Origin of the sequence: Mesorhizobium ciceri biovar biserrulae WSM1271 (assembly GCF_000185905.1) — a bacterium.
Lineage (GTDB): Bacteria > Pseudomonadota > Alphaproteobacteria > Rhizobiales > Rhizobiaceae > Mesorhizobium > Mesorhizobium ciceri.
Window position 1 is genome coordinate 131703 of the sequence record NC_014923.1, and the last position, 25965, is coordinate 157667.

Here is a 25965-nt window from a genome sequence, read left to right on the forward strand (position 1 = left end):
TTCACTCCGAGCCACGCAAATGCTGGATGAATCCCACAAGGCCAGCGGTCGATGCATCCCGATTGGCGGCACTTTCCTTGCCCTCCACGACAGGCAACAGGCCGGTGGCCAGTTCCTTGCCGAGTTCGACGCCCCATTGGTCGAAGGAGTTGATGTTGAACAGCGTGCCCTCGACGAAGACGCGGTGCTCGTAGAGCGCGATCAGCCGGCCGAAGGTGCGCGGGTCGAGCTTTCTGTAGAGGATGGTGATCGAGGGACGGTTACCCGAGAAGACGCGGTGCGGCGCGATCTTGTCGACCTCGGCCGGCTTCATGCCCTTGGCCAGCATCTGGGCGCGCGCCTCCTCCAGCGTGCGGCCCTTCATCAGCGCTTCCGACTGCGCCAGGCAGTTGGCGAGCAGCAGATCATGCTGGTGCTTGAGATCGGGCTCGTGACCGATGGCCGCGGCAAGGAACTCGACCGGAATGAAATCGGTGCCCTGGTGCAGCAGCTGGAAGAAGGCATGCTGGCCGTTGGTGCCGGGCTCACCCCAGACCAGCGGTCCGGTCGGCGTCGTCACCGCCGTGCCTTCGAGGGTGACGCTCTTGCCGTTCGATTCCATGTCAAGCTGCTGCAAATAGGCCGGCAGCCTGGACAGGCGCTGGTCGTAAGGGATGACGGCGCGCGCCGGGTAACCGCAGATCACGCGATGCCACCAGCCGACCAGTCCCAGCAGCGCCGGCAGGTTCTCCTGCACCGGCGCGGTGCGGAAATGCTCGTCCATCTCATGCGCGCCATCAAGGAAGGCGCGAAAATTCCGCGGGCCGACAGCGATCATCACCGGCAGGCCGATGGCGCCCCAGAGCGAATAGCGGCCACCGACCCAGTCCCAGAAGCCGAAGACGCGATCGGGCGCGATGCCGAACTTGGCCACAAGGTCGAGCGCGGTCGAGACGGCGGCGAAATGCTTGCCGACCGCTTCCTTGCCGAGCGCCTTCTCCACCCAGTCGCGCGCCGTCTGCGCATTGGTCATCGTCTCGACGGTGGTGAAGGTCTTGGAAGCGATGATGAAAAGCGTGGTCTCGGCGGAGAGGCCCTTCAGCGTGTCGTGGATATGGGCGCCGTCTATGTTGGAGACGTAATGCGCGCGCGGCCCGTCATGATAGGGCGCCAGCGCCAGCGTCGCCATGGCCGGGCCGAGATCGGAACCGCCGATGCCGATGTTGACGATGTCGGTGATCTTCTTGCCGGTGGCGCCGGCCGCCTTGCCCGAGCGCACGGCATCGGCAAAGGCGCCCATGGCGTCGAGCACGGCGATGACGTCCGCCTTGACGTCCTGGCCATCGACGGTGACGCCCTTGCCGGTCAGGTTTCGCAGCGCCGTGTGCAGCACGGCACGGTCCTCGGTGACGTTGATCTTCTTGCCCGCGAACATGGCGGCGCGGCGGCCTTCAAGATCGGCGGCCTGGGCGAGCTTTTCCAGCAGCTCCATGGTGGTCGCGTCGACCGCGCACTTCGACCAGTCGAGCAGCAGATCGCCGTCGGTGGCGGAGAATTCCACGAACCGCTTGGGATCGGCGGCGAAGGCCTGGCGCATGCTGGCGGGCACCGCCGCGCGGTGGTCGCGCAAGGCGGCGAGCTGTTTTTGAAAGGACGATTGATCCACTGCCAAACTCCGAGACCTCGAGCCATCATTACGGACCGGATGTTTCCGGCGCGTGTCGTCGCGACAATCTATCGGGCCGAACTCCACCCGTATCAATGCGCAGCGATGACGCACACCCACACGCCGCCATGACGCACGATGTCATCGCCGGGATGAAGCGCCGCGTCACCCCACGATGCCGCAACGCGGCATCAAAAGGACGTGAAGGATCACTGGCATAAATCCCAACGATCAGAAAAATTGATTGGCGCAACCCCTTGTGCCACGGCTACGTTCGGCTGGTCCAGCCAAACGAAAAAGGCTGGCCATCGAGGAAATCTCCCATGCCACAGCGAAACGACACGGCGATATGGTCCGGCCTGTTCCGGATTTCGGCCGAATCCGGCCAAACCCTGCAGGCGCAGATCCGCCAGGCCATCGTAGCCGCCATTCTCGACCGCCAGATCGCCGCTTCGATGCCGCTCCCTTCCTGCCGCATCCTGGCCGAAAAACTCGGCGTGGCGCGCGGAACCGTGGTGCTGGCGTTCCAGCAGCTCGTCGACCAGGGTTTCCTGGTGGCGCGCGAGCGGCGTGGCCATTTCGTCAATCCCGATGTGCTGGCGACACCGGCCAAGCCGCACCAGAAGGCGCCCGACCAGGCCAATGAGATCGACTGGAAGGCACGCCGCAAGATCGCCGCAAGCGACATGCCGCCGCCGGCCAAGCACGAGAACTGGATCAAGTCGTCCTATCCTTTCGTCTACGGGCAGTTCGACCCGGCGCTGTTCCCGACCGCTGAATGGCGCGAGTGCAACCGCATGGCGCTTGCCGTGCTGGAAATCCGCAACTGGGCGTCCGATATGGTTGATCGTGACGATCCGCTGCTGATCGAGCAGATCCAGGCGCGGCTCCTGCCCCGGCGTGGCATCTTCGCCAATCCCGACGAGATCATCGTCACGCTGGGCGCCCAGAACGCGCTCTACATGCTGGCGACGCTGCTGATGTCCAAAGGCTCCAAGGTGGCGATGGAGGACCCCGGTTACCCCGACGCGCGCTCGATCTTCCGCCTTGCGGGCGCAGAGATACAGCCGGTGCCGGTCGACCAGTCCGGCATCGTAACTGCTTCTATTCCCAATGATTCCGGCTTCGTCTTCGTCACGCCCAGCCATCATTGCCCGACCATGGTGCCGTTGTCGGCGGAACGGCGGCAGGATCTTCTGGCGCGCGCCAACCGCCACAACCAGATCATCATCGAGGACGGCTATGACAGCCAGCTTCTCGACGAGGCACCGCAGCAAGCGCTGAAGAGCCTCGATCGTTCCGGCCGCGTGGTCTATGTCGGCTCGATGTCCAAGACGCTGGCTCCCGGCCTGCGGCTCGGCTACATCGTGGCGTCCGCCGGACTGATCGCGGAGCTCCGGGCGCTGCGCCGCTTCATGCTGCGTCATCCGCCGGCCAACAATCAGCGCGCCGTCGCACTGTTCCTGTCGCTCGGCCACCACGAGGCGCTGGTGCGGCGGCTGTCGTCAGCCTTCGACGAGCGGCGCAAGCGGCTGGTCCATGCGATTTCCGCCTTCCTGCCGGAATGGCGCTCGACCGATTCGGCCGGCGGTACGTCGCTGTGGCTCGAAGGGCCGCGCGGCACCGATTCGCGCGGGCTTGCCGAGGCAGCGGCCTCGCGCAGCGTCATCATCGAGCCAGGCGACCGCTTCTTCGATCGCACTGAAAAGCCTTCGCGTTTCATGCGGCTGGGCATCTCGTCGATCGCACTTCAGCACATCGAGCCAGGCATCCGCGAACTGGCCACGGCCGCCGGACGCAGACCCGCGGCCGCCTGATCCATCATCGACCTCTCGTGACCGGAGCCGCTCGCAGCGGCTCCGGTATTTTAGTTCTGGCACATGGAACTGAGCCAGCTGGCCCATAGGATGGGCCAGTGCCGGCGGCATAGTCGGCGTCATCAGGGGAAGAAGCAGGCCGATGGTGGACCAACCGCCACGAGTTCCTGCCGACGAAGTTGGAGTGCTTCCATGCCAGTGGCTGTCGAACAGCAGGACACGCCGGCGAACCGTCGTCCACAACGCTCCGGTCTTCGCGAAACAGGACATGCCATGCGATCATCTCCCCTGGTGGAGGATGCCAGACCACAGCACAAGGCCATCGAGGGCGGCGGCTACGGGCCGCTTCGCGGGGATGACCGCGAGCGTATCCACGAAGGCGTGCTGACGCTTCTGGAGACAGTGGGTTTCGCCAACGCCATTCCTTCCTGCATAAAGGTGCTGACCAAGGTGGGGGCGATCCATGGCGACGATGGCCGGGTCCGCTTTCCGCGCGCGCTCGTGCTCGACACCATCAAGCGGGCGGCACGACATTTCACGCTTCATGGCCAGGACCCCAGGCACGACATGGTGGTCCAGGGCAAGCGCGTGCACTACGGCACGGCAGGCATCGCCGTGCACCTGGTGGATATCGAGAAACGCGAGTACCGCGAGTCCAAGCTGCAGGATATTTATGATGCCGCCCGCATCGTTGACGGGCTGGACAACATTCATTTCTTCCAGCGGCCGATGGTGGCGCGCGACATCGCCGATCCGCTCGAGATGGATTTCAACACGCTTTATGCCTGTGTGATGGGAACATCGAAGCACGTCGGAACATCCTTCACGGTGCGTGAGAACGTGAAGCCTGCACTTGAAATGCTGTACGCCATCGCCGGAGGCGAGGAGAATTTCCGCGCCCGGCCATTCGTTTCCAACTCCAATTCATTCGTCGTGCCGCCGATGAGGTTCGCCGAGGATGCCTGCGGCGTGCTCGAGGCCTGCGTCGAAGGCGGCATCCCGATCCTGCTGCTGTCGACCGGCCAGTCCGGCACGACGGCACCCGCGGCGATGGCCGGCGCCGTCGTGCAGGCAGTGGCCGAAGTGCTGGCCGGCCTGGTCTATGTCAACGCGCTCAAGCCCGGCCATCCGGCGATCTTCGGCGCATGGCCGTTCATGTCCGACCTGCGCACCGGCGCCATGGCCGGCGGGTCGGCCGAGCAGTCGGTGGCAACGGCGGCCTGTGCCCAGATGGCGCAATTCTACGACCTGCCCGGTGGCTCCGCCGCCGGTATGACGGATTCGAAATTGCCCGACATTCAGTCCGGCTACGAAAAGGGCATCACCAATGTGATGGCCGGCCTCTCCGGCCTCAACCTCGTCTATGAGGCGGCCGGCATGCATGCCTCGCTGCTCGGCTTCTGCCTGGAGAGCCTGGTCATCGACAACGACATGCTCGGTCATTGCCTGGGCTGCGCGCGTGGCATCGACGTGACTGACGAAGCCCTGTCGATCGACAGCATCGCGGAGGTCTGCCTCAAGGGTCCGGGCCACTATCTCGACAACGAACAAACGCTCAAGCTGATGCAGACCGAGCACTTCTATCCTGCCCTCGGCGATCGTTCCTCGCCGAAGGAATGGAACGAAAAAGGCCGGCCTGATATATTGCTGCGTGCGATCACCGAGAAGAAGCGCATTCTTGCCGAACGATTTCCGCGCCATGTGCCAAAACAGGTCGACGACAGATTGCGTGCCCGTTTCGGCAACCTGATCCACCTGCCGCGCACGCATATGGGCGGCTGACCGGAGACAAGTCTCGTGCAGCCATACAGCCATACACGACCAACCATCGGGCAGAACGACAAATGAGTGTGCATCCTATCCAGCAAGCCCCCACCGACGGCGACGCGATCGATCGGCTGGTGGCATCTCATCGGCCAGGCCACGGCCTGGTGCGTGCCTTCTATCATGACCCGGCGATCTTCGAGCGCGACATGGAACGGGTCTTTCGCCGCCACTGGCATTGCCTGGCCCACGCCAGCGTTATCCCGAACCCCGGCGATTTCGAGCTGTTCAAACTGGGCGACGAGGCGGTCATCCTGACACGCGGCATGGATGGCACCGTGCATGCCATGCTCAACGTCTGTCGCCACCGCGGCGCCGAGGTCTGCACCAAGCAGAAGGGCAACGCGAAGATGTTCGTGTGCCCCTACCACGCCTGGACCTATTCCAATGACGGATCGTTGCGCGCTGCCCGCCTGATGCCGAAGGATTTCGACCGCACGGCGCACGGGCTGAAGAAGCTTCATGTCCGCGTCGCATCCGGTCTGGTCTTCATTTCCTTCGCCGAGACGCCGCTCGATTTCGATCCGATCGAACAGTCGCTGCGAACGAGCTGCGGCCAGTATGGCTGGGGCGACGCCAAGGTTGCGTATCGTCAGTCCTATCCGCTCGACGCCAACTGGAAGCTCGCCGTCGAGAACTATGTCGAATGTTACCATTGCGGGCCGGCGCATCCGGAATATTCGCAGACGCATGCGCTGGAAAAGCCGGCAGAAATGATCGAGCAGCTCAATGCGGCGATGGAGCAACGCACCTGCGCGCTCGGCATCGAGATCGGCAGCGCCAACCGCTGGCAGAACTCGGCGGCCGGTCAGGAAGCAATCCACACCTTCCGCTATGCGCTCTATGACGGCGTTTCGAGCGGCAGCCAGGATGGATCGCCGGTGGCCCCGCTGATGGGACGCTTCTCCGACTATGACGGTGGCGTCACTTCCATCCATCTCGGCGGCACGACCTTCCTCGTATGCTATCCCGATCACGGCATGATCTACCGCTTCATCCCGAAAACGGCTGGCACCTGCGAGATGGAACTGATCTGGCTGGTGCGCGGCGACACGGTCGAGGGCCAGGATTACGATCTGGAGAAGCTGACCTGGCTGTGGAAGATCACCACCGAAGAGGACAAGAAGATCATCGAGCACACTGCGCGCGGCGTGCGCTCGCACTATTTCGTGCCCGGACCTATCGCGCCGATGGAATATAACGAACTGCGCTACATCGGCTGGTATCTCGAGGAGATCAGCCGGGCCTGAACGGCTCGGCTGCCTTAGAGCATTCACCGTTTCACGGAAACGGCGATCTGCTCTAACTCTTTGTTTTGACGCAATTCTAGACGGAAAACCGCTCACACTTTTCCTAGAATTGCTCTAGGAGAATCAGGCAGATCTTGCCTTTCGCGTCATTCCGCGCTGAGCCCGTATCGGTCGACGACTTCGGGGTTGATGAGCTTGGCATGCAGCGTTATCAGCACGATCTGCGCGTCGAGGCTGTCACCGGCTTCAAGCGCCGCCTCGATGCGGCGCTCGGCTCCCAGCGTCCGCTCATGGCCATTGGCTTGCTCGAAGGTTTCGGGACCCGCGATGCAATAGCTGCATAATTGTGCCACCGACGCATAGGTGCCCGGTGGCGGCTCGTCGGGCCAGCGATCCTTCATGAGATTGACGAGGGTAAGCTTCACGCCCTCCGGCACAAGGGCTGGATGCAGATCGGCGCCGCGCAATGCATCGTCGAGCTGCCTCAAGTCGCCCGAACGGCCGAACATTCCGAGAAAGCCGAGGGAAGATCGCCGTCCGGCCATGATGTTTCCTTCCATTTCCAGCCCACTTAGGTGGTGGGCAAGCGGATTGCAAAGGCGGTGCTGTCTAACCAGCCGCCGCCAGCAAGATCCCTGCAAGGGCGGATAGCGCGAGTGTCGGCAGCATGCCGACTTTCAGCTTCAGGATGGCGACCATGGCGGCCACGGAAAGCAAGGCCGCGCGCCAGTCGATCGACGAAGGCACCGGCACGTTCATGCCAAGGCCCGTCGCGTGCACCTCACGGAAGATGACGTGCAAGGCAAACCATAGGGCCAGATTCATAATTACCCCGACAACGGCGGCGGTGATCGCGCCCAGTGCGGCCGACAGTGCCTTGTTGCCGCGCAAGGCCTCGATGTAGGGCGCACCGAGGAATATCCAGAAGAAGCAAGGCGTGAACGTCACCCACAGAGTGAGCAAAGCCCCCAGCGATCCGGCAACCAACGGGTCCAGCGAGCCGGAATGGCGGAACGCGGCGATGAAGCCGACGAACTGCAGCACCAGGATGAGCGGCCCTGGCGTCGTTTCGGCGAGCCCAAGGCCATCGACCATTTCACCCGGCGCCAGCCAGCCGAAGGACTGGACGGCTGCCTGTGCGACATAAGCGAGGACCGCATAGGCGCCACCGAAGGTGACGACAGCCATGAGACTGAAGAACCGGCCTATCTCGGTCCAGACGCTTGCAGAGCCGGTGAACCACCAGATCAAAAGAACAGGCCCGAGCCAGAGCGGCAGCCAGATGGCGACGGTGCGCGGTGCATGCCATCTGGTCGGTTTGACATGGGCCAGTTCGCCACGCTCGAACATCAGGTCGACCGCTCCCTTGAAGTCGGCAACATCGTCCTTGCCATGGGCCGAGCCGGAAAACAGGGCGGGAGCAATGCGATCCCCCAGCCATCCCGTCAGGCCGGCTAGCAGGACGATGAGCGGAAAGGGCACATTCAACGCATAGATGGCGATGAACGCCGCGACCGCGATCGACACCATGACCCGGTTCTTGAGGGCACGCCGGCTGATCCGGACCACCGCCTCGACGACAATGGCAAGCACAGCGGCCTTGACCCCGAAAAACAGCGCCGCGACAAGCGGCACGTCGCCATAGAGGACGTAGAGGCTGCTCAAGGCGAGCATGACGAGCGCGCCCGGCAAGACGAACAGGATGCCGGCGACAAGGCCGCCGGCCGTCCTGTGCAGCAGCCAACCGATGTAGATGGCGAGTTGCTGGGCTTCCGGGCCAGGCAGCAGCATGCAGTAGTTCAGCGCGTGCAGGAAACGCCGCTCACCGATCCAGCGCCGCTCCTCGACCAGTTCCTTGTGCATCAGCGCGATCTGCCCGGCCGGACCGCCAAAGCTGAGCAATCCGATTTTCGCCCAGACCTTCACGGCCTCGGTGAAGGTCGGTGCAGCCGGCACCGGGACGGTTCCCGCCTTATTGTCCGGGACAAGAGCGGTCACGACGGCTTACCCGCAGCCGGCCAGTTGTGCGTTTCTTCGGTGGCGTCGCGACACCAGCGGAAGAACGCGTCGTAGAGCAGCATGCCTGCTTCCAGTTGTTCCAGATCGTCGCGGTACATACGCGACAAACCAAGCGAGGCAGCCAGAAAGCCGGCCGCCTGGGGCACCAGGTCGAGGCTTGCAGTGTCGGCCGCGCGCACGATTGCAGCGAGGCGATCGAGCGCCGCGGATTCCAGCCCGAACTCCTCGATCATCGTGTCGAAGGTGCAGCGCTCGCCGCGATGGCTCCAGAACACATTGTCGATGTCGAACGGCACGGCCTGAAAGCGGTCGGCAACAGCCAATACTTCAGCGGGTTCGACGAACAGGAACACCGCGTCGGGGTCGACGAAACGCCGGATCAGCCACGGGCAAGCGATGCGGTCGACCTTCGGGCGCGATCGCGTCACCCAGACGGTGGCGCCCTTTTCATTGCGTGGCGGCATCTTGGCGGTGCGGGCCAAAAGCCCTCCGGCATCGCGCCAGGCCTCAAACCCGCCTTCGAGAGATTCAGCTGATATCCCCTCATGGCGCAGCCATGCGGTCACGCCTTGCGAGAGCTTTTGCCCCCTCTGGCAAACGACGGCCACCGGCTTGCCGGCGAACGTGGCCGCCCAGCTTGAAACGGTTTTGAAATCGCGACGGCACGACGCCGGCAACAGCCGCGGATCGGCGTCGAAATCTTCATCTATGCGAACATCGACAATGACTGGGGCGCCCGGCAGACCTATGAGCCGGGACAATTGCGGTACGGTGATAGCGGTTGTTGACGGCATGGCGTCCACCTCCTGAAAAGAGAAGCTTGGACGCGAACGTTGGGCTGACGCCTCACGGGGTCGTCGCGATGCACCCCTTGTCATGATGGTGGATTTCTTGGGCGCGCTTGTCAAGGACGGTGGCCGTTCTCGACCTACCCGGCCGCGATGCAACACGCTGACCGGAAAACCGACGGCGGCCTGATTTGATCAAGCCGCCATCCGTCGATCCAGAATCAATGATTGTCCCTGGGGACACCGCTGGTGTGCGCGACATCCTGGTATTTCACCGCCGGCTTCAGCACCATTCCCTCCGAAAACTGCGCGACCATACCGCGCTGGATCTCCTGCCAGGGCGTCTGGTGCTCGGGATAGTGGAAGCCGCCATTGTTCTGCAGTTCGGCGCGGCGCCGGGTGATCTCGTCGTCGGTGACGAGGATGTCGGCCGTGCCCTTGCGCAAGTCGATGCGGACCCGGTCGCCCGTCTTGAGCAGCGCCAGTCCGCCGCCGATCGCCGCTTCCGGCGAGGCGTTGAGGATCGACGGCGAACCCGACGTGCCCGACTGGCGGCCGTCCCCGATGCAGGCGAGCGCGTGGATGCCCTTCTTGATGAGATAGGCCGGCGGCTGCATGTTGACGACCTCGGCACCGCCGGGATAGCCGACCGGGCCGGCGCCGCGCATGAACAGGATGGTGTGTTCGTCGATGCCTTGCGCCGGGTCGTCGATGCGGGCGTGGTAATCCTCCGGCCCGTCGAAAACCATGGCGTTGCCTTCGAAAGCCTCGGGATCCCTAGGATTGGACAGATAGCGCTCGCGAAACTCGGGCGAGATGCCGCTGGTCTTCATGATCGCCGAATCGAACAGATTGCCCCTGAGGTTGATGAAGCCGGCATTGGCCTTCAGCGGCTTGGCGACAGAGCGGATGACGTCGGGGTTTTCGTTGGCGACGCCCTCGCTATTCTCGCCGATCGACTTGCCGTTGACGGTGCGTGCGCCGGGATGCGGCAACAGGTCGCCCTTCATCAGTTCGGCAATGACCGCCGGCACGCCGCCGGCATGATGGTAGTCCTCGCCAAGATATTCGCCCGTCGGCTGCAAATTGACCAGCAGCGGCACATTGAGGCCGACCGTCTGCCAGTCGTCATTGTCGAGCTTGACACCAAGGTGGCGGGCGATGGCATTGAGGTGGATCGGCGCGTTGGTCGAGCCGCCAATGGCCGAATTGACGACGATGGCGTTCTCGAAAGCCTCTCTCGTCATGATGTCGGACGGCTTCAGATCCTCATGCACCATCTCGACGATGCGTTTTCCGGTCTCATAGGAAATCTGGCCACGCTCGCGGTAGGGCGCGGGAATGGCGGCCGAGCCCGGCAACTGCATGCCAAGCGCCTCGGCCAGCGAGTTCATCGTGGTGGCGGTGCCCATGGTGTTGCAATAGCCGGTGGACGGCGCCGACGAGGCGACGATGTCCATGAACTCGTCATAATCGATCTCGCCGGCCGACAGGCGCTGGCGTGATTCCCAGACGATGGTACCGGAGCCGGTGCGCTTGCCCTTGTGCCAGCCATTGAGCATCGGCCCGACCGACAGCGCGATCGCCGGAATGTTGACGGTGGCCGCTGCCATCAGCAGCGCCGGCGTCGTCTTGTCGCAACCGATGGTCAGCACGACGCCATCGAGCGGGTAGCCGTAAAGCACCTCGACCAGGCTGAGATAGGCAAGGTTGCGGTCGAGCGCTGCGGTCGGGCGCTTGCCGGTCTCCTGGATCGGATGGCAGGGGAACTCGAACGGAATACCGCCCATCGAGACGATGCCTTCGCGCACACGCTTGGCCAGTTCGATATGATGACGGTTGCAGGGCGACAGATCCGAGCCGGTCTGGGCGATGCCGATCAGCGGCTTGCCGGACATCAGTTCGGCGCGCGTCAGGCCGTAATTGAGATAGCGCTCGAGATAGAGAGCCGTCATGCCCGGATTGTCGGGATTGTCGAACCACTCCTGCGAGCGAAATTTTTTCTTATGGGTGGGGGCGCCTGCCATCATGGTCTCCGTATTTGTAAGACAAATCGATATGGCAACGCGCGGGAGCAGGCAAGAGGGCGTGCGGTCGCAACCGGACTTTGGTGCGATAGACACGCACCAAGCCGTGCGTTACGGGTTCGGACAGTCTTGTCCGGGAGGTTTTCATGGCTTTGGTGATCGAAGGCGAGGAGCGCATTGCCGCACCGCTGCAAAAAGTGTGGGAAGCGCTGAACGATCCCGAGGTCTTGAAGGCGACCATTCCCGGTTGCCAGAGCCTGGAGATGAAGTCGCCGACCGAGATGGCGGCAACCGTGGTGGTGAAGATCGGACCGATCAAGGCGACGTTCAACGGCGAAGTGACGCTGAAGAACCTGAAGCCGCCGCACTCCTACACCATCCAGGGCGAAGGCAAGGGCGGCATTGCAGGCTTCGCCAAGGGTGGCGCCGACGTGACGCTGACGGCAGATGGACCCGACGCCACGATATTGAACTACGCGGCCAAGGCCGATGTCGGCGGCAAGATCGCCCAGCTCGGCAGCCGGTTGATCGAATCGACCTCGAAGAAACTGGCCGGACAGTTTTTTTCCAGCTTCGGCGAGAAGGTCGGCGCGGCCTAGGCTGCAGAGCGGCGGCGGCTACCGAACAAGCTACTCGAAAACAATACTCGGCACCGCCGCTGCCGCAGCACCACGCTCTTCGTTAACCCGGTCCCAGACCTTCGAGGCGATGTCGCGGTAGATTTTCGCCTCGGCGCCGTCGGGCTTGGAGACGACAACCGGCGTGCCGGCATCCGAGCTTTCGCGAATGCCCATCTCGAGCGGCACCTCGCCGAGGAAGGTGACGCCAAGGCGCTCGGCCTCGCGCCGCGCCCCGCCATGACCGAAGATGTCGTAGCGCTTGCCGGTGTCCGGGGCGATGAAATAGCTCATGTTCTCGACGATGCCGAGCAGCGGCACGTCGACCTTCTTGAACATGTTGAGGCCTTTTCGCGCGTCGATCAGGGCCAGGTCCTGCGGCGTCGAGACGATGACGGCGCCAGCCAGCGGCACCTGTTGGGCCATGGTCAGCTGCGCGTCGCCGGTGCCGGGCGGCATGTCGACGACGAGCACGTCGAGACGGCCCCATTCGACTTCACGCAGCATCTGCGTCAGTGCCGACATCACCATCGGACCACGCCAGATCATCGGCGTTTCCTCGTCGACGAGGAAACCCATCGACATCACCTTCAGGCCGTAATTCTCCATCGGTTTCAGGATCTTGCCGTCGACGGTCTGCGGCCGGCCGTGGATGTTGAGCAGCCTTGGCATGGACGGGCCGTAGATGTCGGCATCGAGCACGCCGACGCGCAGGCCGTTGGCGGCGAGGCCGAGCGCGATGTTGACGGCGGTGGTCGACTTGCCGACGCCGCCCTTGCCGGAAGCAACGGCAATGATCGCCTCGATACCGGGTACGCCACGCTTGCCCGAGCTGTGCGAGGCCGGCGCGTGCGGAGCCGCACGCGGCGCGGCGGCAGCGGGCGCAGCCGGCGGAACGGGCCTGGGTGCGGGGCGCGATGGAACCGGCGCCTCCATGCCGCCGCCCTTCTTCTCCGCCGTCAGCGCGACGACGGCGCCGGCGACACCGGGGATCGCCTTGACGACACGCTCGGCAGCGGCGCGCAGCGGCTCCATTTCCTGGGCGCGGGCGGCGGGAACGGTAATCGAGAAGAAGACCTTCCCGTCGGCGATGAAAATTTCCGAAACCATGCCGAGGTCGACGATGTTGCCGGTGAAATCCGGCCCGTTGACCGTCTTCAGACGCTCGGTGACGATTTCCTTGGTGACGGACATGGCAGTTTTTCCTTACGCAGCTTGCGCCTGAGATGCAGCTTGCACCTGAGATAATGCAGTTTCCGGACAGAACCAAGCCGTGGAGCAATGGCTGTCTTGGCGTGCCTGAAAAACCGGCGGGTCCTGCCGGATTTCATCCGCGCCAAACGTCCTCCAGATAAGCGAGCGCCGATGCGGCCAGCAATCAATCCAGCCGACAGTCGCCAAACGATCGCAGCGACCTATTTCAACGACCAGCACGGGACCGACAAGCCGAGAAGGAGGCGATTATGCTCGCAAACAGCAACGCAACGGCAAATCTGGCGGTAAGCGATCTGGCAAAGGCCAAGGCTTTCTACGAAGGAACGCTTGGCCTGAAACAGGTGCAGGATGAGGGGGGCGAACTGATCGTGTACAAAAGCGGCGATACCACCCTCAACGTCTATCATTCCCAATTTGCCGGAACCAACAAGGCGACAGCGGTGACCTGGATGGTTGGCGACGAGATCGGCAACATCGTCAAGGAGCTGAAGTCGAAGGGCGTCGCCTTCCAGCACTATCAGATGCCGGGCTTGACGCTGGAGGGCGATCTCCACGTCGGTTACGGAATGAAAGTTGCCTGGTTCAAGGATCCAGACGGCAACATCCTGAACCTTGTGGACAGGTAGATTTCTTCACCTCACCTCGCCAGGCCAACCGCGAGGTAGGTGAGCGCCGAAATCAAAGCGGTGGCCGGCAAGGTAACGATCCAGGCGATGACGATGTTGCCGGCAATGCCCCAGCGCACGGCCGAGACGCGGCGGGCGGCGCCGACGCCGATGATGGCGCCGGTGATGGTGTGGGTGGTCGATACGGGAACGCCGAGCCAGGTCGCCGCAAACAGCGTGATCGCCCCACCGGTTTCGGCGCAAAAACCCTGCATCGGGTTCAGCCGGGTGATCTTCGAGCCCATGGTGTGGACGATGCGCCAGCCGCCGAACAGGGTGCCGAGCGCCAGTGCCGACTGGCAAGTGAGGACCACCCACAGCGGCACGTAGAAAGTCGCGCCGAGCATGCCTTGCGAATAGAGCAGCACGGCGATGATGCCCATGGTCTTCTGGGCGTCATTGCCGCCGTGCCCGAGGGAATAGAGCGAGGCGGAAAAGAACTGCATGACGCGGAAGGTGCTGTCGACCGCAAACGGCGTCTGGCGCACGAAGAGCCACGAGACGACGAGAACCAGGACGAGCGCCAGGATAAAGCCCGTCGCTGGCGACAAGACGATTGCCGCGACCGTCTTGCCAAGCCCGGTCCAAACGATGGCGCCCACGCCTGCCTTCGCAACACCGGCGCCGACCAGGCCGCCGATCAGCGCATGCGAGCTGCTCGAAGGGATGCCGGCGATCCAGGTGACGATGTTCCAGACGATGGCGCCGACCAGGGCTGCAAAGATCACCGCCGGGGTGACGATGCTGACGTCGACGATGCCTTTGCCTACGGTCTCGGCAACGTGGAGGCCGAAGAACATGAAGGCGATGAAATTGAAGAATGCCGCCCACAGCACCGCATATTGCGGCCGCAGCACGCGGGTGGAAACGATGGTGGCGATGGAATTGGCGGCGTCGTGCAGGCCGTTGAGAAAGTCGAAGAACAGTGCGACGGCGACGAGGCCGGCCAGCACGGGAAAGGCAATGGTTGCTTCCATCACCTAGACATTCTCAATGACGATGCCGCTGATCTCGTTGGCGACGTCCTCGAAGCGGTCGACCACCTTTTCCAGTTGGCCATAAATCTCGCTTCCGATCATATAGGCCATCGGATCGCTGCTGCCGTGCTTCCTGAAGAGATCCTTCAGCCCTTGCTCGTGCAGGTCGTCGGCCCGGCTTTCGACGCGCATCACCTCTTCGGCGATGGCGTTGAGGCGCACAGTATGCGTTGCGACCTTGTTGAGCAGCGGGATCGCCTCGGCCACCAGCTTGGCGGCGGCGACGATGACGCCACCCATTTCCTGCATCAGCGGATCGAACTCCTTGCGCTCGAACAGCTTCACCGTCTTGACCGTCTTGTGCATCATATCGATGGCGTCATCCATCGACTGGATCAGGTCCTTGATGTCGCCGCGATCGAAAGGCGTGATGAAGGAGCGCCGTACAGCCAGCAGGACTTCCGCGGTGATGTGGTCGGCCTCATCTTCGAGATCGATGATTTTCTGGCACCAGAGATCGATATCCCTGCCCTGGAGAAGCTGCTCCAGCGCCTCGGCGCCGCCGACCACGGTGCGGGAATGTCGTTCGAACAGGTCGAAGAAGCGATCTTCGCGCGGCAAAAGCTTGCGGAACCAGCCCAGCATGGTCGATCTCCCAGTTTCATCCACATAGCGCCGCATTCAGCCGCGGGAAACAGGTAGCCGGCTTAAAGGTGTGGATGCAGGGCAATTGTGCGTGGCGCTTGCGGTAGAGCACAATTTCCCCGACCTTGCAGCGAACGACCGGAAAGATCACATGATCGACAAGCTGGAATTCTTCATCGCGCTCGCCAGGGAGGAGCATTTCGGCCGGGCGGCGGAGGTGTGCGGCGTCACGCAGCCGACGCTGTCGGCCGGCATCAAGCAGTTGGAAGGCCAGCTTGGCGTCATGCTGGTTCTGCGCGGCTCACGCTTCCAGGGGCTGACGCCGGAGGGAAAACAGGTGCTGGTGTGGGCACGCCGCATCGTCGGCGACACCAGGACCATGCGCGAGGAAATGCGCGCGGCGCGCCACGGACTTTCGGGCCGTATCCGCATCGCCGCCATCCCGACGGCGCTCGCCATGCTGCCGCGGCTGACGACGCCATTTCGCGAAAAGCATCCCGGCGTCACCTTTTCGGTGCTGTCGCGGACTTCGATCGAGGTGCTGTCGCTGCTCGGCAATTTCGACATCGATGCCGGCATCACCTATCTCGACAACGAGCCGCTGGGGCGGGTGACCAGCGTGCCGCTCTATGACGAGCGCTACCAACTGATCACCGCGATGGGAAATCCCTATTCCGACCGCGACAAAGTGACATGGGCGGAGCTCTCAAGCCTGCCGCTGTGCCTGTTGACGCCGGACATGCAGAACCGCCGCATCATCGACCAGCATCTGGCCGAAGCCGGCGTGCAGGTGCGACCGACGCTGGAATCCAATTCGATGATCGTGCTGTTTTCGCACATCCGCACCGGCAAATGGTCGTCGATCATGCCGCTCAACCTTGCGGAAACATTCGGCTTTTCCGAACCGATCCGGGCCATTCCAATCATCGAACCAGACGCCAGCCACACGGTCGGCCTGGTGGCGACACCGCGCGAACCGCACACACCTTTGGTCTCGGCGCTGCTGGACGAGGCAATGGCGCTGGCGGACGATTTCCATGCCAACCGTTCCGCTAGACAGGGTTAGTCAAACGGAACGATAGAAGATTTCTATCGTACAACGAAACCGCTTTATTGATTTCAGAGGTTTTCTCTGGTTTCTTAAGCACTTAGCGATAAAGCGGCACGCGCATGTCGTTGTTCCAAAACAGCTTGATGCTTTTGGCCGATATGCGTGGGTCGCTACGATAGGGAGGGCGCTGCATGACAATGCAGCCTGCAAGTACCGAGATTACGTCGCGCACGGCCGCGATCATCCAGGAGATGAAGGGGCTCGAAGGCCCTTTGCTGCCGATCCTCCACGGCATCCAGGAAGAGTTCGGCCATGTGCCCAAGGATGCGCTGCCGGTCATCGCCGAGGCGCTGAACATTTCCAGGGCCGAGGTGCACGGCGTCGTCAGCTTCTATCACGATTACCGAAGCCATCCGGCAGGCCGGCATGTGTTGAAGCTCTGCCAGGCGGAATCCTGCCAGTCCATGGGGTCGGATGCCATCGCCGCCAAGCTGAAGCAACTGCTGGGCATCGGCTTTCATGAAACGACCCGCGACGGTTCGGTGACGCTGGAGCCGGTCTACTGTCTCGGCCTGTGCGCCTGTTCGCCCGCCGCCATGCTCGATGGCGAGGTGATCGGACGGCTCGATGACGAGAAGCTCGACGAGATCGTTGCAGAGGTGCTCTCATGATCCCGCGTATCTACATTCCCGGCGATTCCGGTGCGCTGGCGCTTGGCGCCGAAAAGGTCGCCAAGGCGATCGCCGGCGAACTCGCCGAGCGCGGCATCGAAGCCAAGATCGTGCGCAATGGTTCGCGCGGCGCCTATTTCCTCGAACCGATGGTCGAAGTCGCTACAGCCAACGGCCGCATCGCCTACGGGCCGGTCAAACCGTCCGACGTCAAAAGCCTGTTCGACAGCGGCTTCCTTACCGGCGGCCATCATAAACGCTGGCTGGGCGCGCCGGACAAGATCCCGTTCCTGGCCAAGCAGACACGGCTGACCTTCGCGCGCTGCGGCGTCACGGATCCGCTGTCGCTCGAATCCTACAAAAAACATGGCGGGTTGAATGGACTGATGAACGCGCTGGCGCTGACGCCTGCCGCCATCGTCGCAGAGGTGACCGAATCCGGCCTGCGCGGGCGCGGCGGCGCCGGCTTCCCGACCGGCATCAAATGGAAGACGGTGCTCGATACAGCAGGCGACCGCAAATACATCGTCTGCAACGCCGATGAAGGCGACTCCGGCACCTTCGCCGACCGCATGATCATGGAGGGCGATCCCTTCGTGCTGATCGAAGGCATGACGATCGCCGGTATAGCCACGGGCGCGACCAAGGGCTTCGTCTATGTCCGCTCGGAATATCCGCATGCGGTGGCGGCGATGAACAAGGCCGTCGAGATCGCCCGCAAGGCCGGCGTTCTTGGCGCCAGCGTGCTGGGTTCCCCTCACGCGTTCGACATGGAGATCCGGGTCGGCGCCGGCGCCTATGTCTGCGGCGAAGAGACGGCGCTGCTCGATTCGCTCGAGGGCAAGCGCGGCATGGTGCGGGCAAAGCCGCCTCTGCCTGCGCATAAGGGGCTGTTCGGCAAGCCGACGGTGATCAACAACGTCATCAGCCTAGCCTCTGTGCCCGTCATCATGGACAAGGGTGCGGCCTTCTACAAGGATTTCGGCATGGGCCGCTCGCGCGGCACGATCCCGGTCCAGATCGCCGGCAATGTCAAATTTGCAGGGCTGTTCGAAGCCGCTTTCGGCATGACGCTTGGCGAGATCGTCGACGAGATCGGCGGCGGCACGGCCACCGGCCGGCCGGTCAAGGCAGTGCAGGTCGGCGGACCGCTCGGCGCCTATTTCCCGCGCGCGCTGTTCGACACGCCATTCGACTATGAAGCCTTCGCGGCCAAGGACGGGCTGATCGGCCATGCCGGTATCGTGGTGTTCGACGACACCGCCGACATGCTGAAACAGGCGCGCTTCGCCATGGAATTCTGCGCCATCGAAAGCTGCGGCAAGTGCACGCCCTGCCGCATCGGCTCGACGCGCGGTGTCGAGACCATCGACAAACTCGCCGCGGGCATCGAGCCGGAGAAGAACCTCGCTCTGGTCACCGACCTCTGCAACACGATGAAATTCGGCTCGCTCTGCGCGCTGGGCGGCTTCACGCCCTACCCTGTGATGAGCTCGATCACCCATTTCCCTGACGACTTCAAGCCCGCGCCCGTGCGCGTGGCTGCCGAATAGGAGCTGGCAGATGAACATCAAGGCCGACTTCCCATCCCTCGTCGAAGAGATCGACTACGGAACCCCGCAATCGAAGGCGCAGAAGCAGGTCACGCTGAACGTCGACGGGCGCAGCATCACCGTGCCGGAAGGCACCTCGATCATGCGTGCCGCGATGGAGGGCGGGGTCGAAATCCCGAAGCTCTGCGCCACCGACATGCTGGACTCCTTCGGTTCGTGCCGTGTCTGCCTTGTGGAGATCGAAGGACGCGGCGGCACGCCGGCATCCTGCACGACGCCTGTCGGCGAAGGCATGATCGTGCGCACGCAGACCGAGCGGCTCGATGCCATTCGCCGTGGCGTCATGGAGCTCTACGTCTCCGACCATCCGACCGGCTGGAACGAACAGGCCGGAACCGGCGCCAGCGAGTTCGACGCGGTGGCGAAGTCGATCGGCCTGACCGAGAACCGCTACGGCATCGAGGGCCGCAACCACGTCAAGCCGGAAGGTGGCGTGGCGCCCGGCCATGGCTCGCTGGCAGTCGATTACATCGCCCGCGACGAATCCAACCCCTATTTCACCTATGATGCCTCGCAATGCATCGTCTGCTCGCGCTGCGTGCGGGCGTGCGAAGAAGTGCAGGGCACGTTTGCGCTGACCATCGAGGGACGCGGCTTCGAATCCCGGGTTTCGGCGGGAATGCACGAGGCGTTCATCGATTCGGAATGCGTGTCCTGCGGCGCCTGCGTCCAGGCCTGCCCGACCGATGCGCTGCGTGAGAAGACGGTGCTTGCCAAGGGCCTGCCGGAGCGCTCGGCCGTCACCACCTGCGCCTATTGCGGCGTCGGCTGCTCGTTCAAGGCCGAGGTGAAGGGTGACGAAGTCGTTCGCATGATGCCCTACAAGGAGGGCAAGGCGAACCACGGCCATTCCTGCGTGAAGGGCCGTTTCGCCTATGGCTACGCCAGCCACAAGGACCGCATCCTGTCGCCGATGATCCGCGAAAAGGTCACCGATCCGTGGCGCGAAGTAAGCTGGGAAGAGGCGATCGCCCATACCGCCAAGGAATTCCGCCGCATCCAGTACCAGTACGGACGCACCGCGATCGGCGGCATCACCTCGTCGCGCTGCACCAATGAGGAAACCTACCTCGTCCAGAAGATGGTGCGGCAGGGTTTCCGCAACAACAATGTCGACACCTGCGCACGCGTCTGCCATTCGCCGACGGGCTACGGGCTCGGCCAGACATATGGCACGTCTGCCGGCACGCAGGATTTCGATTCCGTCGACTTCACCGACGTCGCCGTCATCATCGGCGCCAATCCGGCTTCCGCTCACCCGGTGTTCGCCTCGCGGCTCAAGAAGCGGCTGCGCCAGGGCGCCAAGCTGATCGTGCTCGATCCGCGCCGCACCGAGATGGTCAAGTCGGCCCATATCGAAGCGGATTACCACCTGCCGCTGAAGCCCGGCACCAATGTGGCCGTGCTGACGGCGCTGGCGCATGTGATCGTCACCGAGGGCTTGTTCGACGAAGCCTTCATCCGCGAACGTTGCGACTGGACGGAGTTCCAGGATTGGGCATCGTTCGTCGCCTTGCCGGAAAACAGCCCCGAAACCGTCGGCAAATTGTCCGGCGTCGATCCCGAGCTGATCCGCGGTGCTGCGCGTCTCTACGCCACCGGCGGCAACGGTGCCATCTATTACGGCCTGGGCGTGACGGAACACAGCCAGGGTTCGACCACTGTGATGGCAATCGCCAATCTCGCCATGGCCACCGGCAACATCGGCCGGCCCGGCGTCGGCGTGAACCCGCTGCGCGGCCAGAACAACGTGCAGGGCTCCTGCGATATGGGTTCCTTCCCGCACGAACTGCCGGGCTATCGCCACATCTCCGGCGAAGCCGTGCGCGATATCTATGAGACCTTGTGGGGCGTGAAGCTGGACGACGAACCCGGCCTGCGCATCCCCAACATGCTGGACGCCGCCGTCGACGGCAGCTTCAAGGGCATCTACATCCAGGGCGAAGACATTCTGCAGTCCGATCCCGACACCAAGCATGTCGCAGCCGGCCTTGCCGCGATGGAATGCGTCGTCGTGCACGACCTCTTCCTCAACGAGACGGCGAACTACGCGCATGTCTTCCTGCCGGGCTCGACCTTCCTGGAGAAGGACGGCACCTTCACCAACGCAGAGCGCCGCATCAACATGGTGCGCAAGGTTCTTGAGCCGAAGGCGCGCTACGCCGATTGGGAGGCGACGCAGGAGCTTGCCCGCGCGATCGGGCTGGACTGGAACTACAAACATCCCTCCGAAATCATGGACGAGATCGCGATGACCACGCCGAGCTTCGCCGGCGTCTCCTTCGAGCTGCTCGACCGTGTCGGGTCCGTGCAATGGCCCTGCAACGAGAAGGCGCCGCTCGGCACCCCGATCATGCATATCGACGGGTTCGTGCGCGGCAAGGGCAAGTTCATCCGTACCGAATATGTGGCGACGGACGAAAGGACGGGGCCGCGCTTCCCGCTGCTGCTCACCACCGGCCGCATCCTGTCGCAGTACAATGTCGGCGCGCAGACCAGGCGCACCGACAACAGCATGTGGCACTCGGAGGACCGGCTGGAGATTCATCCGCACGATGCCGAGAACCGCGGCTTGCGCGACGGCGACTGGGTCCGGCTGACCAGCCGCTCGGGCGAGACGACGCTGCGCGCGCTGATCACCGACCGGGTGTCGCCCGGCGTGGTCTACACGACGTTCCACCATCCGGACACGCAGGCCAACGTGATCACCACCGACTTCTCCGACTGGGCGACCAACTGCCCGGAATACAAGGTGACGGCGGTGCAGGTCGGCGCCTCCAATGGGCCGTCGGAATGGCAGCGCGACTATGACGAGCAAGCCAAGCAGAGCCGGCGCATCGCGTCTTTGCAGGCGGCGGAGTAGTCTTGAGCGCGCGGCGCAAAGCCACGACGCAGGTATCGCGGCTGGCGCACCGCGCCAGCGGCACTGCTACGGCGAACCGCATGGTGCCGGAAGAGACGCCGGTGGCGTTCTCCTTTGCCGGCACCACGCATGCGGTGATGATGGCAAGCCCGGCCGATTTCGAGGATTTCGCGCTTGGCTTCTCGCTGACCGAGGGCATTGTAGCTGCGCCGGAGGAGATCGAAGCCATCGAGGTCGAGGACCATGGCGCCGGCATCGACATCCAGATCCGGCTGAAGGACCGAGCCAACACGCGCTTCGAAGCGCGGCGGCGAAGGCTCGCGGGTCCGGTCGGCTGCGGGCTCTGCGGCATCGAATCGATCGAGGAAGCGATGCGTTCGGTCGATGCGGTTGGTGTGTCAAAGCTTACGCTTGATGCCAACGATATCGTCCGTTCGGTCAAGCTTTTGTCGAAAGTGCAGCCGCTGCACACCGAGACCGGAGCCGTGCACGCCGCCGGCTTCTATGTGCCCGGCAAGGGCATCGTCATGGCGCGCGAAGATGTCGGCCGTCACAATGCGCTCGACAAGCTGGCGGGTGCGCTGGCCAAAGCCGGCATCGGGGGCGCATCCGGTGCTGTCGTGGTGACATCCAGGGTTTCGGTCGAAATGGTGCAGAAGACGGCTTCTATCGGTTCGGCCTTCATCATCGCCGTCTCGGCGCCGACCGCCCTTGCCATCCGCACGGCGCAAGAGTCCGGCATGACGCTGGTGGCGCTGGTTCGCGGCGACGATTTTGATATTTTCACCCACCCCGACCGGGTGGTTTGCGGAGTTGCCAAGCATGTCGCATGACGAAGAACACATTATGAGCACCGCCGAGAAGCTGGTGCGCATGGCAAACCAGATCGCCGACTTCTTCCATTCCAAGCCGCGCGAGGAAGGCATTGCCGGCGTCGCCGAGCACATCAACAAGTTCTGGGAGCCGAGGATGCGGCGGCAGTTCTTCGAAATGCTGGACGACGGCACCGGGAACTTCAACGAGTTGGTGGTGGCCGCCTCCGCCAGGATCAAGCGACCGATCACGCCGGCTGCGGCCGACCTCAAACTCGGGCTCAAGCCCTCCCCTGCCGACGTCGCCGCCTCGCAGGAATAGCCGCCAAGCCGCGCCAGCTTACATTCACAATCGCTAAAGTTTAAGCTGCCGCAATCTGCGCTGTTCTGCTATGGTTTGACGACCAGAAATCGTCAGGCCGGGGTGGAAATCTCGTGAGGCCGATCGAGACGCGATACGCCTGTAGCGGCGATGTGCGGATCGCCTATCAGGTGGTCGGGCAGGGATCGTTCGATCTCGTCTTCGTGCCGGGCTTCATTTCCAACCTCGACCTGCACTGGGAAGACGAGGGCTACACCAGGCTCTTGAAGCGGCTTTCGGCGTTCTCTCGGCTGATCCTGTTCGACAAGCGCGGCACCGGCCTGTCCGACCGTGTCGACGCGCATAACCTGCCCAGTCTCGAGACGCGGATGGACGATGTGCGCGCGGTAATGGACGCCGCCGGCAGCGGCCGTGCGGCGCTGCTCGGCTCCTCCGAAGGCGCGCCGATGGCGATGCTGTTCGCCGCCACCTATCCGGAGCGGACACGGGCGCTGGCGCTCTATGGCGGCTATGCGCATTTCCAGAAATGGGTGATGTCGCCCGAACGCCTCGACGCTTTCATCGAGATGGCGGAGACAGCCTGGGGCACTGGCGCCACGCTGCCCCATTTCGCGCCGAGCCGGGTCGACGACGCGCATTTCGCCCAGTGGTGGGCACGTTTCGAACGATTGTCGGCGAGCCCGACGGCGGCGGCGGCGCTGGCGCGCATGAACGCTGACGTCGACATCCGCCATATCCTGAGCGTGATCAGCGCGCCGACGCTTGTAATCCATCGCCGCAACGATGCGCGGGTCGACCCCGATGCCAGCCGCTTCCTTGCACAGAAGATCCCCGGCGCCCGGCTGGTCGAGATTCCCGGACGCGACCATCCGATCTGGACCGGCGATGTCGATGGGGTGGCCGACCTGATCGAGGAATTCCTGACCGGCGAACGCGCCGTGGGCGAAGTAGACCGCGTGCTGGCCGCACTGCTGGTGACACGCATCTACGACACGGCACGGCTCGGCGACCGGATGTGGAGCGAACGCAGCCAACGCTTCCAGGAAACCTGGCGGCTGCTGGTCGGGCGCCATGGCGGGCGCTCTGTGGGCCTGCATGGCGAGTTGATGATTTCGCGCTTCGACGGCCCGGCACGCGCCATACGCTGCGCGGCAGCGCTGCGCGAGGCGGCGCAGGAAATCGGCGTGGCAAGCGCACAAGGGGCGCATGTCGGCGAGATCGAAGTGCGCGGTCCACCCGTTGGGACGACGGCGCGGGTGGCAATTCAACTGGCCGCCCATGCCGGCCGCGGCGACATTATCGCGTCGCGTCTGATCGCCGATCTGGCGGCTGGGTCGGGCCTGCATTTCACCGACGCCGGGCGCATCAGTGTCGACGAGCTGGAGCAGCCGCTGGCGCTGGTCCATGCGACGTCCGAACAGCATCTGGAACCCGCCTGCCGGCCCAAACCCAAGACCGCCGAGCCGGCCGCATTGACGGCGCGCGAAAGCGAGGTGGTGAACCTCGTCGCCGACGGCAAGAGCAATGCCGCGATCGCCGCCGAATTGCGGCTGAGCGAACACACGGTCAAGCGCCATGTCGCCAACATACTGCTCAAGCTGGATCTGCCGTCGCGGGCGGCGGCGGCGGCGTTTTCGGCCAGGCACCCTGGCCCGCACGGGCCATGAGAGCCATGGCGCTTTCGGGCGAAGCGGCCATGGGCGGGTAAGCGCTATCAATTCTCTCCACGCAGGCTAGGCGGATGTCGCTGGGAAAGGCGCTGCGAACGGAGGAGGAAATGCTGAAGTCGAACCGGACACTCAAATTGCTTGTGATCGCTGCAAGCGTTGGCGCGTTGTTCGCCATCTCTCCCGCAAAGGCCGAGGACGCGTCCGCGGCGGCCGCCTACAAGGACATCGAGGCAACGCTCGGCTCGGTGCCGGACATGTTCAAGACCCTGCCGGATGTGGCCGTCGCCGGCGCCTGGGCCGAGATTAAGGGCGTGCAGCTCAACCCGAAGACGGCGCTTGACGGCAAGACCAAGGAACTGTTGGGCCTCGCCGTCGCGGCGCAGATCCCATGCCAGTACTGCATCTATTTCCACACCGAGGCGGCCAAGCTCAACGGCGCCAGCGACGAGGAGATCAAGGAGGCGGTGGCGATGTCCGCCATCGTGCGCCATTGGTCGACGATGCTCAACGGCAGCCAGGTCGATCTGACGACCTTCAAGAAGCAGACCGACGACGTATTCGCGGCCGTCAAGGCGAAGTCGCAGTAAGAACCACTGCCCGGCGATGAGCGCCGGACGGCACATCGACCATCAACCGCCCGGTCGGAAGACGGGCCAATGGAGGATGAAATGCTGACCAAGACCCAAACAGTGGACGGCGCCGCGATCAAGAAGGCGATCGAAACCCGTGACGGCAAGATGCTGTCGAGCTTCTATGCCGAAGACGCGCTGGTGCGGGTGATCGACCGCAACAACCCGCCGAGCAAGCCGCGTGAAATCCGCGGGCGCGCCGCGATCACCACATTCTGGGACGACATCTGCAGCCGGGCGATGACCCACAAGGTCGACACCACCATCGCCGACGGCGACAGCCTCGCCTTCACCCAGGCCTGCGCCTATCCGGACGGCACCAAGGTGTTCTGCGCAGCGATGCTGGTGCTGAAGAACGGTCGGATCGCAAGACAGACCGTCGTGCAGGCTTGGGACGAGTAGATCAACAACCGTGGATCAACCGCGGCCTGAGCCGCAAACCTGGAGGAGAAGACGATGTTCAGCGCCAGATGGCAGATCGACGCCAAGTTCGGACACAAGCAGACCGTGCTCGACCTGTTGAAGAAATGGGAACGCGAGATCGGGTCACAGGTCGGCCTCGACGAGCTGGAATTCCAGATCATGACCGGTTCGATCGGCGCGCGGGAGGCGACGGTCGAGTCCCATCACCAGGTCGAAAGCCTGGCCCAGTTGGAGGCGTTCTTCGCCAAGATCGGCAAGATCGACGCGCACGCGAAATGGGGCAAGGAGATCGAGCCCTATGTCGTGTCTGGCACCAGCCTGTGGAATATCTATCGCATCGTGGAGTAGTGGTCTGCGGTCTTACCTCTCCTCTTGTGGGAGAGGTAAGATTGCCCCGATTTGTCCTTCACAAATCGGTTGGC

General features: G+C 63.5%; 22 protein-coding genes and 2 pseudogenes. 16 read left to right on the forward strand and 8 right to left on the reverse strand.

Annotated elements, in window-relative coordinates; all coding sequences use genetic code 11:
- Position 1: 1 nt before the first annotated feature.
- Entirely contained in the window at positions 2-1645 is a 1644-nt protein-coding gene (pgi, locus tag MESCI_RS00620) for a glucose-6-phosphate isomerase (RefSeq protein WP_013527997.1), read from the reverse strand.
- Between the two features lie 323 nt (positions 1646-1968).
- On the opposite strand from pgi, the gene pdxR reads away from it, so the two are divergent.
- From pdxR to MESCI_RS00635, 3 genes are all read left to right on the forward strand, one after another.
- Positions 1969-3462, forward strand: coding sequence for a MocR-like pyridoxine biosynthesis transcription factor PdxR (pdxR, locus tag MESCI_RS00625; RefSeq protein ID WP_013527998.1), 1494 nt, complete (start codon positions 1969-1971; stop codon positions 3460-3462).
- Between the two features lie 192 nt (positions 3463-3654).
- Positions 3655-5244, forward strand: a complete 1590-nt coding sequence (locus MESCI_RS00630) for a trimethylamine methyltransferase family protein (protein WP_013527999.1) — start codon at positions 3655-3657, stop codon at positions 5242-5244.
- A 62-nt stretch (positions 5245-5306) separates the two neighbouring features.
- On the forward strand, positions 5307-6536 hold the full coding sequence (locus tag MESCI_RS00635; RefSeq protein WP_013528000.1) for an aromatic ring-hydroxylating oxygenase subunit alpha: 1230 nt from the start codon (positions 5307-5309) through the stop codon (positions 6534-6536).
- A 146-nt stretch (positions 6537-6682) separates the two neighbouring features.
- On the opposite strand, the gene MESCI_RS00640 is transcribed toward MESCI_RS00635, so the two are convergent.
- The 4 genes from MESCI_RS00640 to MESCI_RS00655 all read right to left on the reverse strand — a co-directional run bounded on the left by MESCI_RS00640 (position 6683) and on the right by MESCI_RS00655 (position 11370).
- Positions 6683-7081: a hypothetical protein gene (locus MESCI_RS00640; protein WP_013528001.1), complete on the reverse strand. Its 399-nt coding sequence runs from the start codon at positions 7079-7081 to the stop codon at positions 6683-6685.
- 64 nt (positions 7082-7145) lie between these two features.
- Complete coding sequence (gene chrA, locus MESCI_RS00645) at positions 7146-8534, reverse strand: chromate efflux transporter (protein ID WP_013528002.1); 1389 nt, start codon at positions 8532-8534, stop codon at positions 7146-7148.
- Positions 8531-9349: a chromate resistance protein ChrB domain-containing protein gene (locus MESCI_RS00650; RefSeq protein WP_013528003.1), complete on the reverse strand. Its 819-nt coding sequence runs from the start codon at positions 9347-9349 to the stop codon at positions 8531-8533. The genes chrA and MESCI_RS00650 overlap by 4 nt, the downstream gene beginning before the upstream one ends.
- A gap of 215 nt (positions 9350-9564) precedes the next feature.
- Positions 9565-11370 (reverse strand): IlvD/Edd family dehydratase, encoded by a 1806-nt coding sequence (locus MESCI_RS00655; RefSeq protein ID WP_013528004.1) that lies wholly within the window; start codon positions 11368-11370, stop codon positions 9565-9567.
- Positions 11371-11516: 146 nt separating this feature from the next.
- Between MESCI_RS00655 and MESCI_RS00660 the strand changes: the two genes are divergently transcribed.
- Positions 11517-11969, forward strand: a complete 453-nt coding sequence (locus tag MESCI_RS00660) for an SRPBCC family protein (protein WP_013528005.1) — start codon at positions 11517-11519, stop codon at positions 11967-11969.
- Between the two features lie 30 nt (positions 11970-11999).
- Here the strand turns inward: MESCI_RS00660 and MESCI_RS00665 are convergent, their stop codons facing one another.
- Positions 12000-13181 (reverse strand): Mrp/NBP35 family ATP-binding protein, encoded by a 1182-nt coding sequence (locus MESCI_RS00665; RefSeq protein ID WP_013528006.1) that lies wholly within the window; start codon positions 13179-13181, stop codon positions 12000-12002.
- Positions 13182-13450: 269 nt separating this feature from the next.
- Between MESCI_RS00665 and MESCI_RS00670 the strand changes: the two genes are divergently transcribed.
- Complete coding sequence (locus tag MESCI_RS00670) at positions 13451-13828, forward strand: VOC family protein (RefSeq protein WP_013528007.1); 378 nt, start codon at positions 13451-13453, stop codon at positions 13826-13828.
- Positions 13829-13839: 11 nt separating this feature from the next.
- On the opposite strand, the gene MESCI_RS00675 is transcribed toward MESCI_RS00670, so the two are convergent.
- Both MESCI_RS00675 and MESCI_RS00680 read right to left on the reverse strand, forming a co-directional pair.
- Positions 13840-14844 (reverse strand): inorganic phosphate transporter, encoded by a 1005-nt coding sequence (locus MESCI_RS00675; protein ID WP_013528008.1) that lies wholly within the window; start codon positions 14842-14844, stop codon positions 13840-13842.
- 3 nt (positions 14845-14847) lie between these two features.
- Positions 14848-15489: a DUF47 domain-containing protein gene (locus MESCI_RS00680; protein WP_013528009.1), complete on the reverse strand. Its 642-nt coding sequence runs from the start codon at positions 15487-15489 to the stop codon at positions 14848-14850.
- A gap of 151 nt (positions 15490-15640) precedes the next feature.
- On the opposite strand from MESCI_RS00680, the gene MESCI_RS00685 reads away from it, so the two are divergent.
- The 11 genes and pseudogenes from MESCI_RS00685 (at position 15641) to MESCI_RS00730 (ending at position 25891) form a co-directional block, all read left to right on the forward strand.
- Positions 15641-16555 (forward strand): LysR family transcriptional regulator, encoded by a 915-nt coding sequence (locus MESCI_RS00685; RefSeq protein WP_013528010.1) that lies wholly within the window; start codon positions 15641-15643, stop codon positions 16553-16555.
- Between the two features lie 176 nt (positions 16556-16731).
- The gene (locus tag MESCI_RS00690) at positions 16732-17211 is read left to right on the forward strand and encodes a formate dehydrogenase subunit gamma (protein ID WP_013528011.1); all 480 of its coding nucleotides are present in this window, start codon (positions 16732-16734) and stop codon (positions 17209-17211) included.
- Positions 17208-18764 carry a formate dehydrogenase beta subunit gene (locus MESCI_RS00695; protein ID WP_013528012.1) on the forward strand — a complete coding sequence of 519 codons (1557 nt, stop codon included), beginning with the start codon at positions 17208-17210 and terminating at the stop codon, positions 18762-18764. The genes MESCI_RS00690 and MESCI_RS00695 overlap by 4 nt, the downstream gene beginning before the upstream one ends.
- A gap of 10 nt (positions 18765-18774) precedes the next feature.
- Positions 18775-19138, forward strand: a pseudogene (locus tag MESCI_RS33250) (2Fe-2S iron-sulfur cluster-binding protein); the annotation flags it as partial.
- 59 nt (positions 19139-19197) lie between these two features.
- A pseudogene (gene fdhF, locus MESCI_RS00700) lies at positions 19198-21687 on the forward strand (formate dehydrogenase subunit alpha); the annotation flags it as partial.
- A 2-nt stretch (positions 21688-21689) separates the two neighbouring features.
- Positions 21690-22520, forward strand: a complete 831-nt coding sequence (gene fdhD / locus MESCI_RS00705) for a formate dehydrogenase accessory sulfurtransferase FdhD (protein WP_013528014.1) — start codon at positions 21690-21692, stop codon at positions 22518-22520.
- Positions 22510-22821 carry a formate dehydrogenase subunit delta gene (locus MESCI_RS00710; protein ID WP_013528015.1) on the forward strand — a complete coding sequence of 104 codons (312 nt, stop codon included), beginning with the start codon at positions 22510-22512 and terminating at the stop codon, positions 22819-22821. Before fdhD ends, MESCI_RS00710 begins: the two co-directional genes overlap by 11 nt.
- A gap of 113 nt (positions 22822-22934) precedes the next feature.
- A complete protein-coding gene (locus tag MESCI_RS00715; protein ID WP_013528016.1) occupies positions 22935-24488 on the forward strand; it encodes an alpha/beta fold hydrolase in 1554 nt (517 codons plus the stop codon).
- Between the two features lie 110 nt (positions 24489-24598).
- Positions 24599-25078 (forward strand): carboxymuconolactone decarboxylase family protein, encoded by a 480-nt coding sequence (locus MESCI_RS00720; RefSeq protein ID WP_013528017.1) that lies wholly within the window; start codon positions 24599-24601, stop codon positions 25076-25078.
- 81 nt (positions 25079-25159) lie between these two features.
- Positions 25160-25522 carry a nuclear transport factor 2 family protein gene (locus MESCI_RS00725; protein ID WP_013528018.1) on the forward strand — a complete coding sequence of 121 codons (363 nt, stop codon included), beginning with the start codon at positions 25160-25162 and terminating at the stop codon, positions 25520-25522.
- A 54-nt stretch (positions 25523-25576) separates the two neighbouring features.
- Positions 25577-25891: a hypothetical protein gene (locus tag MESCI_RS00730; protein WP_013528019.1), complete on the forward strand. Its 315-nt coding sequence runs from the start codon at positions 25577-25579 to the stop codon at positions 25889-25891.
- Positions 25892-25965: the final 74 nt, after the last annotated feature.